This window comes from Streptomyces aurantiacus (genome assembly GCF_027107535.1).
Taxonomy (GTDB): domain Bacteria; phylum Actinomycetota; class Actinomycetes; order Streptomycetales; family Streptomycetaceae; genus Streptomyces.
In genome coordinates this window covers 94,420-108,786 of sequence record NZ_CP114283.1, presented here as the reverse complement: position 1 = coordinate 108,786, position 14,367 = coordinate 94,420, and the positions used below count along the sequence as shown (strand labels likewise).

11 protein-coding genes are annotated in these 14,367 nt (G+C 70.4%); 5 read left to right on the top strand and 6 right to left on the bottom strand.

Annotated elements, in window-relative coordinates; translation table 11 throughout:
• Positions 1-88: 88 nt before the first annotated feature.
• On the bottom strand, positions 89-745 hold the full coding sequence (snpA, locus tag O1Q96_RS02190; protein WP_269246590.1) for a snapalysin: 657 nt from the start codon (positions 743-745) through the stop codon (positions 89-91).
• 186 nt (positions 746-931) lie between these two features.
• Between snpA and O1Q96_RS02185 the strand changes: the two genes are divergently transcribed.
• Complete coding sequence (locus tag O1Q96_RS02185) at positions 932-1,855, top strand: LysR family transcriptional regulator (RefSeq protein WP_269246589.1); 924 nt, start codon at positions 932-934, stop codon at positions 1,853-1,855.
• 241 nt (positions 1,856-2,096) lie between these two features.
• On the opposite strand, the gene O1Q96_RS02180 is transcribed toward O1Q96_RS02185, so the two are convergent.
• Complete coding sequence (locus O1Q96_RS02180; protein ID WP_269246588.1) at positions 2,097-4,169, bottom strand: PhoX family protein; 2,073 nt, start codon at positions 4,167-4,169, stop codon at positions 2,097-2,099.
• A gap of 237 nt (positions 4,170-4,406) precedes the next feature.
• Between O1Q96_RS02180 and O1Q96_RS02175 the strand changes: the two genes are divergently transcribed.
• Positions 4,407-6,203 carry a VWA domain-containing protein gene (locus tag O1Q96_RS02175; protein ID WP_269246587.1) on the top strand — a complete coding sequence of 599 codons (1,797 nt, stop codon included), beginning with the start codon at positions 4,407-4,409 and terminating at the stop codon, positions 6,201-6,203.
• Between the two features lie 175 nt (positions 6,204-6,378).
• Entirely contained in the window at positions 6,379-8,106 is a 1,728-nt protein-coding gene (metG, locus tag O1Q96_RS02170) for a methionine--tRNA ligase (RefSeq protein WP_269246586.1), read from the top strand.
• Between the two features lie 233 nt (positions 8,107-8,339).
• Here metG and O1Q96_RS02165 read toward each other — a convergent pair whose 3' ends face one another.
• Positions 8,340-9,080: a class E sortase gene (locus O1Q96_RS02165; protein ID WP_269246585.1), complete on the bottom strand. Its 741-nt coding sequence runs from the start codon at positions 9,078-9,080 to the stop codon at positions 8,340-8,342.
• 411 nt (positions 9,081-9,491) lie between these two features.
• Here O1Q96_RS02165 and O1Q96_RS02155 point away from each other — a divergent pair, with 411 nt between their 5' ends.
• A complete protein-coding gene (locus O1Q96_RS02155; RefSeq protein ID WP_269253437.1) occupies positions 9,492-10,334 on the top strand; it encodes a helix-turn-helix domain-containing protein in 843 nt (280 codons plus the stop codon).
• A gap of 8 nt (positions 10,335-10,342) precedes the next feature.
• On the top strand, positions 10,343-10,540 hold the full coding sequence (locus O1Q96_RS02150; RefSeq protein WP_269246584.1) for a DUF397 domain-containing protein: 198 nt from the start codon (positions 10,343-10,345) through the stop codon (positions 10,538-10,540).
• 55 nt (positions 10,541-10,595) lie between these two features.
• Here the strand turns inward: O1Q96_RS02150 and O1Q96_RS02145 are convergent, their stop codons facing one another.
• The 3 genes from O1Q96_RS02145 to O1Q96_RS02135 all read right to left on the bottom strand — a co-directional run bounded on the left by O1Q96_RS02145 (position 10,596) and on the right by O1Q96_RS02135 (position 14,072).
• Positions 10,596-11,939 carry a pectate lyase family protein gene (locus tag O1Q96_RS02145; RefSeq protein ID WP_269246583.1) on the bottom strand — a complete coding sequence of 448 codons (1,344 nt, stop codon included), beginning with the start codon at positions 11,937-11,939 and terminating at the stop codon, positions 10,596-10,598.
• 146 nt (positions 11,940-12,085) lie between these two features.
• A complete protein-coding gene (locus tag O1Q96_RS02140; RefSeq protein ID WP_269253436.1) occupies positions 12,086-13,045 on the bottom strand; it encodes a DUF3152 domain-containing protein in 960 nt (319 codons plus the stop codon).
• Between the two features lie 238 nt (positions 13,046-13,283).
• On the bottom strand, positions 13,284-14,072 hold the full coding sequence (locus O1Q96_RS02135) for a collagen-like domain-containing protein (protein ID WP_269246582.1): 789 nt from the start codon (positions 14,070-14,072) through the stop codon (positions 13,284-13,286).
• Positions 14,073-14,367: the final 295 nt, after the last annotated feature.

Here is a 14,367-nt window from a genome sequence, read left to right as displayed (position 1 = left end):
GGGCCGCCCCTGTGCAGGAGGGACGGCCCACGTCAGTGGGGGGTGGGGTGGTACATCCGGAGGGGGACCCGACGGTCCCGGTGGTGGATCAGTCCTGGTTCACCTTCGCCAGCGCCTTCGCGAGCCCGTTGGCCCACAGCTGGTTCACGCGCGCCCGCTCCTGCGCGTTGGGGTTCGCGTTCCGGCAGGACGTACCCGGCCCGCCGCCCGACATCAGCTCGCTGCACGGCCCGGAGTAGTGGTCGGGCAGACCGAGCACGTGGCCGGTCTCGTGAGCGGTCACGCGCGTGGAGTCGTACCGCTGGTTCTGCGCGTAGTCGAGGAATATGTAGCCGCGCCCGTGCCCGTCCGTCGAGGCGTACGAACCGCGCGAGTCGTTCCCCTCGCGGTACGTGAAGTCGGCGCGGGAGCCGGCCTGGAGCTTGACGTTCGAGACGGAGCTGTTCCAGATCTGCGTACTGCGGGCTATCTGGGCGCTGAAGGACGGCGCGGCCGAGGCGTTGTAGACGACGGTGACGGCGGCCGCCGCCGGGTTCGCGGCCCGCTTCTCGGCCACGGACTCCAGCACGGCGTCGAAGAAGGCCCGGTTGGCTCTGGCCTCTTCACCGGAGCCGTTGTAGCCCGCTGCGGCAGCGGCGGACACCGGGTCCGGCGCCGGGGCCGCCACGGCCGGGACGCTGCCGAGCGCGGCCCCGGTGAGGCCGAGGCCCACCGCGAGCGAGAGCATGGGAGTGGACAGTCGCATCGATGACTCCTTGAGTGGGGGGTGAAGTCGTCACCGGTGAGTGTCGGCGCCTGTGAGGCGGCTGTGATGATGCCAACTGGCGATAGGACACCCCTATCGGCCCGGAACCGATCGCCCAACTCGCCTCTTTTGGATGAGGTTTGTGCGTCTGGTGAAAGCTGTACTTCCGCCTTAGGCTCCGACGGCATGGACCTCGAGGTGAGGCACCTCCGCGCACTGTGCGCCATAGCCGACACCGGCAGCCTGCACCGGGCCGCCCGCCAGCTCGGTGTGGCCCAGCCCTCGTTGAGCACCCAGCTCAAACGCATCGAGCAGGAGCTCGGCGGCCCCCTCTTCCTCCGCGAACGCACCGGCTGCCGGCCGACCCCGCTCGGTCTCGTCGTCCTCGGCCGCGCCCGCCCGCTCGTGGCCGAAATGCGCGCCCTGGTGGCGGAGGCGCGGGCCGCCGCCACCGACGCCGACGGGCCCCAGCTCCGTATCGGCTCCACCGCGAGCCGCGCCCTCGCGGGCTGGCTGCGCCGGCTGCGCGCACGGCAGCGGGAGCCGGTCCTCCAGATGGACGTCTCGCCGAACGCCCTGCTGCGCATGCTCGCCGACGGACGGCTCGACGTGGCCTTCGTGCACGAGGTGGAGGGCAGTCCGCTGCGCGTGCCGGACGGGCTGGCGTTGCGCGTCCTCATCGAACGCGAGCCGCAGTTCGTCTCGCTGCCGGCCGACCATCCGGCGGCCGGACGCCCGGAGGTCCAGCTCTCCGACCTGGCCGAGGACCGGTGGATGATCGATCCGTCGGTCGACGGCGAGTGGGACGCCGTGCACCGCATGCTGCGGACGGCGGGCCTCAGCCCCCGGGTGCTGCACGGGGATTACCACACGGCCGCGTCCCTGGTCGCCACCGGCGAGGTCGTCACCGTGTGCCAGCCGACGTGCCAGCCCCGCCCCGAGATGGCGGTGCGGCGGATCCAGGGGGACCCGCTGGGCGTGCGGCTGCTGCTCGCGGCGCGTACGGAGGGGGAGCTGGACTGCGTCTATCCCGAGCTGTGGGAGGCGTACGCGGAGGTCGCCCGGGAGGCGCCGGGGTACCGGGAGTGGCTGGATCGGGTGGGTGTGTGACGGGTGGCTGCCGCCGGCTTGTGGGAGACCGCCGTCAGCTCGTGAGTCGTGTGCGGGTGGGTGGGGGCTGGGCGCGCGGTTCCCCGCGCCCCTGACAAACAGGCGGTTGCCGGCGCCGTTGAAGACAGAGCTGAAGACAGAACACGGCCCGGCAACGGCATGGGGCGCCCCTCCAAGTAGGGCGCCCCAGCACCGTGCGTACGCCTGATCGCCCGCCGCGTCTGTGGCGTTGGCGGACGTCTCAGACGCCGATGTCGCAGCCGTCCTTGCGCCAGACCGCCACCACCGACGGGCGGACGATCTTGCCGGGCCCGTCGGGCCAGACACTCGCGGGCTTCTCGACGGTCGCGCCGCTGATCTCACCCGGGTGCTGCACCGCCACGAGGACACGGCGGTCCTGCACGATGGGGCCGCAGGTCTCGGCGCCCTTCGGCACGGTCAGGAACTGCTTCAGCTCACCGCGCCGGTCGCCCTTGGTCGCCACGCCGAACAGGCCGTCGTGGGAGCCGAGCTGGGCACCGTCGGTGGAGATCCACAGGTTGCCGTGCGGGTCGAAGGCCACGTTGTCCGGGCAGGAGATCTGGCTGACCCTGTCCTTCGGGAAGCCCGCGAAGTACGTGGCCGGGTCCTTCGGGTCGCCCGCGACGAGGAACAGCGACCAGGCGAAACTGGTGGCGTCGGCACGGTTGCGGCGCTCGGTGAGCTCCAGGACGTGCCCGTGCTTGTTGGCGTTGCGCGGGTTGGCCTCGTCCGCCTTGGCGTTCGAGCCGACACCGCGGTTGGTGTTGTTCGTCAGGGCGACGTACACCTTGCCGGTGTGCGGGGAGGGCTGGATGTCCTCGGGGCGGTCCATCTTCGTGGCACCCACCTTGTCACCGGCGAGCCGCGTGAAGACGTACACCTCCTCGGCGGTCATGCCCGGGACGTGCGAGACGGCGCCCTTCGCGGTGGCCGTGGCCAGCGGGATCCACGTACCGCTGCCGTCGAACTCGCCGTCCGCCGGGAGCTTGCCGGTGCCGTCGATCTCGATGGCCGGGGAGTCGCCGGTGAGCTTGGCGACGTAGAGGGTGCCCTCGTCGAGGAGGGTCATGTTGTGCTCGCGAGCGGACCGGCTGTTGCCGTGGCGCATCCGCTTGCTGCCGACGAACTTGTACATGTAGTCGAAGCGCTCGTCGTCACCGGAGTAGGCGACCGGGCGGCCGTCGTCCGTGAGGCGGATGGTCGCGCCCTCGTGCTTGAACCGGCCGAGCGCGGTGCGCTTGCGGGGCGTCGAGGTGGGGTCGTACGGGTCCAGCTCGACGATGTAGCCGAAGCGGTGCACCTCGTTCGGCTCCTGGGCGACGTCGAAGCGCTTGTCGAAACGCTCCCACTTGCGCTCGCTGGCCCCGGTGCCGATGCCGTAGCGGGCGTCCGTCGGCCGGCTCGCGTTGGCGAAGTACTGGTTGAAGTTCTCCTCGCCGTGCAGCGTGGTGCCCCACGGGGTCTCGCCGCCGGCACAGTTGTTGAGCGTGCCGAGGACCTTCTTGCCGGTCGGGTCGGCCGAGGTCCGAAGGAGGGCGGAGCCGGCCGCCGGGCCGGTCACCCTGAACTCGGTGGTCGCGGTGACGCGGCGGTTGAGGTGGTGGCGGGGGACGACGGTGAGCTTGCCGCTCCTGCGGTCCTCCTCGACCACGACGACGCCCAGACCGTGGGCGGCCCAGGCGATCTCCACCTGCTCGCGGGTCGGGTTGGCGGCGTCGTATCCCCTGAACATCAGGATCTCGTCCGTGTACTCGTGGTTCGCCACGAGCACCTGGCGGCCGCGCTCGCCCGGCAGCGGGAGCAGGGCGAGGAAGTCGCAGTTGTAGCCGAACTGGCCCGCCTGCGCCTTCGCGGTCTGCTTGTCCGGGTCGAAGGCCGGGGCGCCGCGCAGGATGGGCTCGCCCCAGCGGACGACCACGTTCTGGGCGTAGCCCTCGGGGACGGTCACGGCGTCGGCGGTGTTCGGCGCGACGGCGGTGAAGCGCAGGCCGCGGGCCGCCTTGTCCTTCGTGAACGCGGCGGGAGCGCCCTCGGCCGACTGTGCGGCGGCGGGCGTCGCACCGGCGCCGACGACCGCCCCTCCGGCGGCCGCGGTCACGGTCACGGCGGCCGCGGCCCGCATCATGGAACGGCGGCTGAGCGCTCCGGCGATGACGTCGCCGACGTATTCGTTGGCGCTGGTGTTGGGCGCCGGGTGGAAGCAGGCGTCACCACAGCGGAACCGACAGGTCATCTCGGATCGGCCGCCCGGGTGTGAGCCGGTCGGACCGATCAACGGCAGCAGGTTGCGCACGTTCCCTCCCCTATGTCTGTGTCGGGCGTGACGCTAGGGGCACGCGCGTGCGAGGGCGCGGACGTGAGGTGAACGGAGAGTGAACTGGCAGGAGCTAGCAGGGTATTGACCCCGACTGGCGTGCGGGAACCGGACCCGTGTTTGGGCCCGATAAAGATCTTCGGTCCTGGCGGCTAACCTTACGTGTCCGTCCTGGCCAGGGATTGACGGAACCAACTCACGCGAAGGGTTGCGCACATGGGCATTCTCACCCGCCTGCGGAATGCGTTCGGAAAGTCACGCAAGGGGGACGCCGACACCGCTGCGGCCCCTTCCGCCCCGGTTGCCGAGCCGACCGTGCCGGCGGCCCGGCAGGAGACGGCTCCCGAGCCCACGCCTGCGGCAGCCGAGCCCGAGGTCTCTGTCCCCGCACCGGCCACCGAGCCCAGGGCCGAGCGCGGGCCCGAGCCCAAGGCGTCCGTGGTGGACGACCTGGTTTCGGCGGCGTTCGACAACGTGACGGTCCCGAAGCAGGCACCTGCGGCGACCAAGCCGGCAGAGGCGAAGACGGAGCCCGCGGCGAAGACCGACCCCGAGGCCAAGCCCGAGGCGGAGCCTGCCGCGAAGCCGGAGCCCGTGGTGGCGGAGGCCGAGCCGGAGGCCACACCCGAGCCTGCCGTGGCTGCCGAGCCCGAGGCCGAGCCCGTCGCGGCTGCCAAGCCCGAGGCCGAGCCCGTCGCGGCTGCCAAGCCCGAGGCCGAGCCCGTCGCCGCCGAGCCCGAGCCGGAAGCGGCACCGGAGCCGGAGCCCGTCGTGGCGGAGGCCGCCCCGGCGGCCGAGGCGGAAGCGACACCCGAGGCCGAGTCGCAGCCCGAGCCCGTTGTCGCCGAGGTGGCCCCTGAGAAGGAGCCCGAGCCTGTCGTCGCGGCCGAGCCCGAGCCGACGCCCGAGCCGGTGGCCGTCGATACCGACGCCGAGCCCGAGCTGATCATCCAGATCGTTCCGGAGCCCGAGGTCGAAGAGGCCGTCGAGGCGGACCCCGTCGTCGAGGTCGCGCAGGAGTCGGCGGCCAAGGCCGTCGCCGCCCCTGAGCCCGAGGCCGAGGCCGAGGCGGTCGCGGCCGAGGTGGCCCCCGAGCCCGGGGAAGAGGTCACCGAGACGGCCCCCGCGGCCGAGGTGGCAGAGCAGTCCGAGCCCGTCGCCGCGCAGGCGGACGAGCCGTCGGCCGCCGACGGCGACGAGGCCCCGCAGGGGGCACCGGCAGCCGACGACGAGAGCAGCACGGGCGGTGGTGCGAAATCCGGCGCGGCCGATGGCGAAGCCGATGCCGATGCCGTTACCGAGCCGGAGCCCGAGACGGGCGCGGCGGGGGAGCCGGCCGCTGGGGCCACCCCCGCAGTCCCCGCCACAGTGATCACATCCCGCGCCCCCGGCCTCCTCACCGCCTTCGAGGCCGCCGCCACCGCCCTCGAGAACAGGGACCTCACCGGCACCCGCGCCAAGGTCTACCTCGTACTGGACCGCTCCGCGTCGATGCGCGCGTACTACAAGGACGGCTCCGCGCAGGCCCTCGGCGAGCAGACGCTCGCCCTCGCCGCCCACCTGGCTCCGGAGGCGACCGTCCAGGTCGTGTTCTTCTCCACCGAGCTGGACGGCACCGGCGAACTCACCCTCGCCGAGCACGACAACAAGATCGACGAACTGCACGCCGGCCTCGGCCGCATGGGCCGTACGAGCTATCACGCGGCCGTGCAGGAAGTGATCGCCCTCCACGAGAAGTCGGACGCCCCCGCGGGTCCCGCCCTCGTGGTCTTCCAGACGGACGGTGCCCCGGACGCCAAGACCCCGGCCACCCAGTCCCTCACGGAAGCCGCGAAGAGCCACCCCGGCATCTTCTTCTCCTTCGTCGCGTTCGGCGAGCACGAGAACAAGGCCTTCGACTACCTCCGGAAGCTGAAGACGGACAACACCGCCTTCTTCCACGCGGGCCCGACCCCGCGCGAGCTCACGGACGCGGAGATCTACGAGGGCGTACTGGCGAACTGGCGCCCGTAACCAGCGCCGTATCCACCCCCCTCACACCCCTGGGCCGCCCCCTTCTCACCCCGTAAAACGAGGAGCGGGCGGCCCACCCGTGTCGGCTACGATTTCAAGGTTCGTAAGACGGTCGAAAATCGCGGCACCACATCGCGATCCGTCACCACACGTAGCGACTCGGGAGCAGCCCGCAATGGCTCGACACCTCATCACCAGCGCCCTTCCGTACATCAACGGGATCAAGCACCTGGGCAACATGGTGGGGTCCATGCTCCCGGCGGACGTGTACGCCCGCTACCTCCGCCAGCGCGGTCACGAGGTCCTCTACATCTGCGCGACGGACGAGCACGGCACCCCGGCCGAACTGGCGGCCAAGGAGCAGGGTCTCCCCGTCGACGAGTTCTGCGCGCAGGCGCACGACGCCCAGAAGGCGGTCTACGACGGCTTCGAGCTGGCCTTCGACTACTTCGGCCGCAGCTCCAGCCCGCAGAACGCCGAGCTGACGCAGCACTTCGCCCGCAAGCTCAACGAGAACGGCTTCATCGAGGAGCGCGCGATCCGGCAGGTGTACTCGCCCGCCGACGGCCGCTTCCTGCCCGACCGTTACGTCGAGGGCACGTGCCCGCACTGCGGTTACGACAAGGCGCGCGGCGACCAGTGCGAGAACTGCACGCGCGTCCTGGACCCCACGGACCTGATCAACCCGCGCTCGGCGATCTCGGGTTCGACGGAGCTCGAAGTCCGCGAGACGAAGCACCTCTTCCTCCTCCAGTCGAAGCTCCAGGGCGAGGTGGAGGCGTGGATCGACCAGGTCGCGGACGAGTGGCCGCAGCTCGCCTCCTCCATCGCCCGCAAGTGGCTGACCGAGGGCCTGCACGACCGCGCGATCACCCGTGACCTGGACTGGGGCGTGCCGGTCCCGGCCGACACCTGGCCGACGCTGGCCGCCGAGGGCAAGGTCTTCTACGTCTGGTTCGACGCACCGATCGAGTACATCGGCGCGACGAAGGAGTGGTCGGACGCGGCCCCGGCCGGCGAGAGCCGCGACTGGAAGTCGTGGTGGTACGAGCCGGCGGGCGCGTCCGACGTGCGCTACACCGAGTTCATGGCGAAGGACAACGTCCCCTTCCACAGCGTGATGTTCCCCGCCACGGAGATGGGCGTGCGGGAGCCGTGGAAGAAGGTCGACCAGCTCAAGGCCTTCAACTGGCTGACGTACTACGGCGGGAAGTTCTCCACGTCCCAGAAGCGGGGCGTCTTCACCGACCAGGCCCTCGACATCCTGCCCGCCGACTACTGGCGTTACTTCCTCATCGCCAACGCCCCCGAGTCGGACGACTCGTCGTTCACGTGGGAGCACTTCACGGCGACGGTGAACAAGGACCTGGCGGACACCCTCGGCAACTTCGTCAACCGCGTCCTGTCCTTCTCGAAGAAGCGCTTCGGCGAGGAGGTCCCGGCGGGCGCGGAGGCGGGCGAGCCGGAGACGCGGCTGGGCGAGGAGATCGCGTCGCTCCTCGCCGAGTACGAGACCCAGATGGAGGCGCTCCAGTTCCGCAAGGCCGCCGCGGCTCTCCGCGCCCTGTGGTCGGCGGGCAACTCCTACCTGGAGGAGAAGGCCCCCTGGCTGGAGATCAAGACCAACCCCGACGGGGCGGCCCTGACCCTGCGCACGGCGATGAACCTGATCCACCTCTACTCGGTGGTCTCGGAGCCGTTCATCCCGGCCTCCTCCAAGGCGATGCGCTCGGCGTTCACCCTGAAGGACGACACGGCGACGTGGGTGACACCGACCGAGGCGAGGTCCCTCGACTCCCTCCCCGCCGGCACACCGTTCACGGTCCCCCCGGTCCTCTTCGCCAAGATCACGGACGAGGACCTGGAAGCGTACAAGGAGCGGTTCGGCGGGGCGCCGGAGTAACAGCCACCCGTGTCCGGAAGGGGCCGATGGACTCGCTGAGACGGTCTTTCCTGAGATTCGACCGGCGTCACGGCGGGGCCGAGCCGCCGCCCCGGGTCCAGGTGTCCATCGCCCGTCATCCGGTGGGCTCGGGAGTGGTGTTCGGCGTTCTCCCGCGCCACGCACATGAGCTGGGCGCAGGAGAGGCCTCCTTCTGCACGGGCGCGGGAAGGAGCGGATGCTTTTCCCCGGCCCTATTGCTCGTCTGCCGCCGACGTCGACCTCAGCACGCCGATCTTGTCGATGCGGTGTTCCGGATTTCCTCTGTCGTCGCGCCAGTGGTTTCCCGCCGCGTCGTCCTCCGGTGTGGCGCAGGTGGAGATGGTGATCATGGCCTGGGTGGGGCGCCTGCCAGGGAAACCCGGTACCGGTGCACGCTGTTCGGCGAGTGAGCGCTCGGAGCGGAACGAGGTCTCCCTCGTGCCGGTGATCACGTACTCGTAGACCGTGCCGCCCGAAGTGACGCGGACCGCGTCGCCCTCGCCGAGACGTGGGAGGTCGCGCAAGGGACCGCCGGCGGAGAGACGGTGGGCCGTGACCAGGTAGTTGCCGACCTCGCCGGGGGCGACGCCGCCACGGCTGCCGTACGGGCTGGCGCCGACGCCGCGGTTCTGGATCCGGGTGCCCGGCCAGTCGTCGGTCGTCCCCTCGTACGGGACGACGCGCAGATCCTTGAGCCCGATCTTCGGGATGCTGAGCGAGCTGGTCAGGGCCCGGGTGCCGGTCTCGCGGGGTGTCGGCGTGGCAGAGGGGGTGGCCCGTGAGGGCTCGGCGGGGGTGGTCGCCGGACCGGTCACGGTGGACGCCGCCGGTCCGGGGGCACCCGAAGACACGTCGGCTGCGCCCTCGCCGCCGGAACAGCCAAGAAGCAGGCCGACGACGACGCCCGCGAGGGCGGCGGGACGGGTTCGGGTGCAGGTTCGCTTACGGGGCATGGCACTCGGGATCGGTCGCCGGAAGGGCGTGCGCACCACCTCGGCCGGTGGGCGGTTGCCTGAAGGGAGAACGACGGGAACGGGCCGGGCGTTCCCCGTCCCCGGACGACGCGGCCCGGGGGAAGTGGTTGATCGGCGCCATCAGGTCCCTCCAGATCCACTTCGCCTGGGGATCGACCAGGCGTGACTCGGTGAACTCCGCGAAGTCCGACATGATCAACGAGCTACGCGGCACCCAGGTCGCACCACACGTACTTGCCCCTGTTGCCTTCTCTCGCCAGTGGGTGCCAGCCCCAGACGTCCGCGCAGGCCCGGACGAGGGTCAGGCCTCGGCCCGTCTCCGAGTCCACGGAGGCCTGGTCCAACGCCGGTGCCGGTTCAGGGGGTTCGGGGTCCCCGTCCCACGCTCCGATCCGCAGGACTCCGTCCCGCCAGGTACGCCTGGGTTCCGAGCTGCGGAAACTGCGCGAAGCAGCAGGCCTGAAGGCCCGCGAGGCCGCGGAACTGCTCGGAGCCGACTCCGTCCAGATGAGCCAGATCGAGTACGCCATCGCGGGCGTGAGCGAGACACGCATACGCCGTCTCGCCGCGCACTACGCCTGTGTGGACGAAGAGTTGATCGCGGCGCTGGTCGCGATGGCCACCGATCGCACGCGCGGCTGGTGGGAGGAGTACCGGGGCTTGCTGCCCACCTCGTTCCTGGACCTGTCCGAGCTGGAGCACCACTCCAACTTTCGGTGGGACGTGGACTGCCTGTACGTGCCGGGTCTTCTCCAGACAGAGGAGTACGCCCACGGGGTCTTCTCACACAGAGTGCCCGCGCTTCCTCAGAGTGAGCTCGGCCTGCGCGTTGAGCACCGGATGAAGCGGCGCACCATCATCGAGGGCGCGCAGCCCACTCCGTACACAGCAGTGATGCACGAAGCAGCCCTGCGCATCAGGGTCGGCAGCCGCGCCGCTTCACGCGCCCAGCTCGCCCGCGTCCTGGAACTCTCGGAAGCGGATCACGTGACCGTGCGGGTGATCCCGTTCGACCTCGACGGGTTCATCGACGCCGGGAGCGCGATGGTCTTCGCGGGGGGCGCGGTTCCCCAGCTGGACACCGTCGTACGAGACGCGCCGCACGGCTCGGCGTTCGTCGACTCCGAAGCCCAACTCAACAGTTTTCGAACGCTTTTCCATAGAGTGGAAGGTGCGTCACTCGAACCCGAACGGTCGCGTGACTTCATCCACCGGCTGGCGAAGGAACTGTGAGGCGCACCATGCAGACCCCCGACAACTGGCAGAAGTCGTCCTTCTCCGGTGGCGGCGACGGCAACGCCTGCGTCGAACTCGCCACCACTCCCCACACCGTCCACCTCCGCGAGAGCGACGACCCCGCCATACAGCTCGTCACCACCCCCACTCCCCTCGCCCACCTCCTCCACGGCATACGTTCCGGCGGGTTCCAGGGCGTATGAGTGGGGCCCGGGACGACCCCAAGTCCCGGGCCCCACTCATGTCCTGAGGGCTGGGTCAGGAAAGAACCCCGGCCCCCGTCGTCCCCAGCAGCTCCGTCGGCAGACTCTTCGCGGAGGTCTGGAGGCCGGCCGTCAGGGCCGGCTTCCAGTTCACCGTCGTCTTCAGCTTCTTCGAGTTCGCCGAGTTGTACGCGGCGACGATGTCCGTCGCCTTGCCGTTGACGAGGTTGCCGCTGCCCGCGACCGAACCCGTTCCGTCACCGCTCAGCAGCTTGGCGACCTTCGCACCGGACGGCAGGGTCCAGGAGTTGTGCTCGGCGACGACCTGGGCCTTGGCCCGCGAGTCGAGGCTGTACTTGGGCTCGTAGCCGTTGAGGGTCGTCGTGTCGTACACGTTGTTGTAGAGGTGGATCTGGCCGATACGGGCCAGCGGAGCGCGCTGCGTGATGCCCTTCCACACGTTGTGGTGGATGGAGACCCGCAGCTTGCCGACGCTGTCGGTGTCGCTGCTGCCGATCAGCATCGTCTTGTCGTGGTTGGTGAACTGGTTGCGCTCGACCGTCACCAGGTCGGAGCCGTTGGTGATGTCCAGGGCACCGTCGTGGACCTGGTACTTGCGGCCGAAGTACGTCTTCTCGGACTTGTCGAAGAACGGCGCGTCACTGAACGTGTTGTGGTCCGCCCAGACATGGGTCGCCCCGCGCAACGTCACCGAGTCGTAGTTCGAGTTCCACTCGCCCGCGGAGCCGTCCGTCGGGTCCCACTGCGGGAAGCAGTCCTCGGTGGCGGTGAGGGAGAGGTTGCGGATGATGACGTTGTCGACGTCCTGCACCTGGAGGCTGCCGCCGGTGATCCCCGCCTTGCTGCCCGGGACGCCCACGATGGTGGTGTTGGCGGGCACCCGGAAGACGATGTTCTTCTTCTGCTTGGTCTGCGCGGCGGCGCGGGCCTTCTCCTGCGTGCCCGCGGGGGCCTTCTTGCCGTACGTGGCCGGGTCGAACGCCTTCAGGTACGCGGACAGTGAATAGCCCGTCCCGGAGGCGTAGTCGGCGCAGGTCAGCTTCTTGCCGGCGTCGTCCGTGTTCGCGTCGATCGTCCCCTTGACCTTGATGATCTTCGGGGTGGAGTTCGTCTGGGAGCCGAGCGCCTTCACCAGCTGGGCCCGGGTGCTGACGGTGAAGGTGTGCGCCGAGTCGGCCTTGGCGCCACCGGTCGTTCCTGAACCGGAGGCCGCCCAGCCGTCCTTGGCGGGCAGGACCTGGTGCGCCAGGTCGACGGCACCCGCGTTCGCGTTCATCACGAAGGTGCCGGCGCCGAGACCCGCGGCCGCGACGGCGGCGACGGAGACGAGGACGGTGCGCCGCTTACGAAGGGACCTGCGGTGGGAGGGGGATGCCACGGATGAGTCCTTACGTGGTTCTTGTGGGGCTCGTGCGTTGTGTGGAGCTCCCGTGAACGGAGTTCCGACTCATCTGTGGTCGCAAGGCTCGGAAAGGTTGCCGTGAGTTCTTCGACCGCCCGCTCAGGACACGGTCGGCCGCCCGCTCAGGACACGGCGGGCCCCGTGACGAACCGTCCCTTGGTGTCGTACGGCCACACGTTGGGCTTGCAGCCGCGCATGCCCTTGATCTGCTGCATCATCGCCGGGGCAGGCTTGCCGGCCCCGGGGCACGTGACGTGGCCGTGGCCCAGGAAGTGGCCGACCTCGTGGTTGATGATCAGCGCCCGGTAGGCGTCCACGTCGTCGGCGTAGACCGGAGTCGCCAGCAGCCACCGCTTGAGGTTGACCACGACGTCCTTGCCCACGCTGCAGTTGACCTCGCCGCGGGTGTTGAGGCCGTACTTGCCGCAGATGGCGTCCACCGTGCCCGGTGTGGCGAGCCGTACGACGAAGTCGGTCGTACCGCTGGAGACGCGCCGGAAACCCGACCGGCCGTCCGCCGTCCAGCCGCGCCGGTCGGCGAGGATTCCCTCCACCTGCCGGGCGACGTCCGCCGCCGACTGCGTGAGGCCGTCCTCGACGACGACCTTGTAGCGCAGGACGCCGGCGCCCTTGCCCACGGTCCCGCTCCCGCCGCCGGCGGTGGCGAACGTGCCGGGGCCCGTCGCGGGAATGGAGGCCGAGTCCGGCGGGTCGACGCCCTCCCCATCGGCGTCGGAGTCCCTGTCAGCCTGCTCGTCCGGCCCGGCGTCCGGCTCGCCCCCGGCGTCCGCCGACGCCGTGCCGCCGCCACTCGGTTCCGCCGGCTCCGAACGCTCCGGTGCCGGGACCGGGGCGGACGGCCGCGCGGCGTCGGAGGCTCCGTCGTCGGAGCTGGACGCCGCGGGTGTCGTCCCGTTCACGATCAGGGCGCCGACGGATAACACCGCCAGCGCGGCCAGGCCCCCCAGCAGGGGCCCTTTCCCTCTCCCGCCGCCATGTCCGCCGCCGCTGCGCGCGGAACCTCTGCGGCGGCGCCGTGATCGCGTGGTCGAAGGTGCGTCGGTCGCGCGGCGATTGATCATCGTCATGGACATCAAGAGGGAATACGTGACGCGATGGTTTCCGGCTCAGAAGACTCATAAGACTCAGAAGACGGAGAACGAAAACAGACAACAGAACAGAGGGCAGAGAGCAGAGAAGTGCCCCGGGCCGGACCCGGCCCCGGACGGCCGGGCCCCGGGCCCCTTCGAGACGAAAGGGACCCGGGGGCTGCTCGGCCGGAAGGTCACCCCGGAACTCGGCGACCTCGATCACGAGTCCTTACGGCTTGGTCAGTTGCGTCCAGCCCTCGTTCCAGACGAACGTCGTGCCGTTGGTGTCTCCGTGCGTCTCCCAGACCTCGCCACCCGTGGTCAGCACCTTGATCCAGGCGTCGTTCCCCTGGGCGGAGATGGAGACGGCACAGGCGGTCCTGGGGAACCTCGGGTTGTCGGCGTTGGTGAGGTCCTGCCAGGCGTATGCCCCCTGAGGCTGCATGGGGTTGAGCTCCCGTCGCCCCGCGTACGCCTTCCCGCCGGTCAGTACGGCACTGAACTCCTCCGAGTTCGAGGGCGCGTACGAGTCGATGTCCGAGCACGGGCCCGCCGCGCCGGTGTCACCCTTGGGGCCGGGCGGGCCCGTGGGGCCCTTCGGGCCGGGCGGACCCGTGGGACCGACCTTGCACTTGTCGTGATGCCCGTCGGTGGACGGCGCCTGCGCCTTCCCCTCCGGTCTCGGACCGTTCGGATTGTGGGGCCTGGGCGGATGGTTCGGCTTCTTGCAGCCGTCGCCCGTCGAAGGCGCCGACAGGCCCCACGGGCCCGGTACTCCGGACGGACCCGACACGCCGGACGGACCCGACACGCCGGTCGGACCCGACGGCCCTGACAGACCGGACGGGCCCGTCGCGACGGTGCCGGCAAGCGGCGCGACCGTGCGCGACGCGGCCACGGCCGGGTTCGCGACACCGGCGAGCGCGAGGGCGATCGAGACGACGGCTCCGCCGGTCAGCAGGACGCTGCGGGCGGGAAGCGGGCCGAGGGACGACCTGGTCCCGGGTGCAGGACTCATGCACTGCTCCTTCTGATCCGGTGCACCGCTGCACTGCCGCGTTGATGCGCAGATTCACGGACGCACGAATGCACAGATGTACGGATTTTCCGGAAGCGAGTTCGAGCTTCCTCGGGGTACATCGGACCGCGGCTCCGGCGACTGAAGAGTTTTCCGGAACGATCAACAGATCAGCCGACAGGCGAAACCCCAATGGGCGCCTGCGTGACAGCGAATCGGGAACCGGTCGCGGCGAGCCTCACCAAGGCCGACGGCGTCCGGTGCCTACGGTCTCCCGCGCCGAGTCACCGGGAGT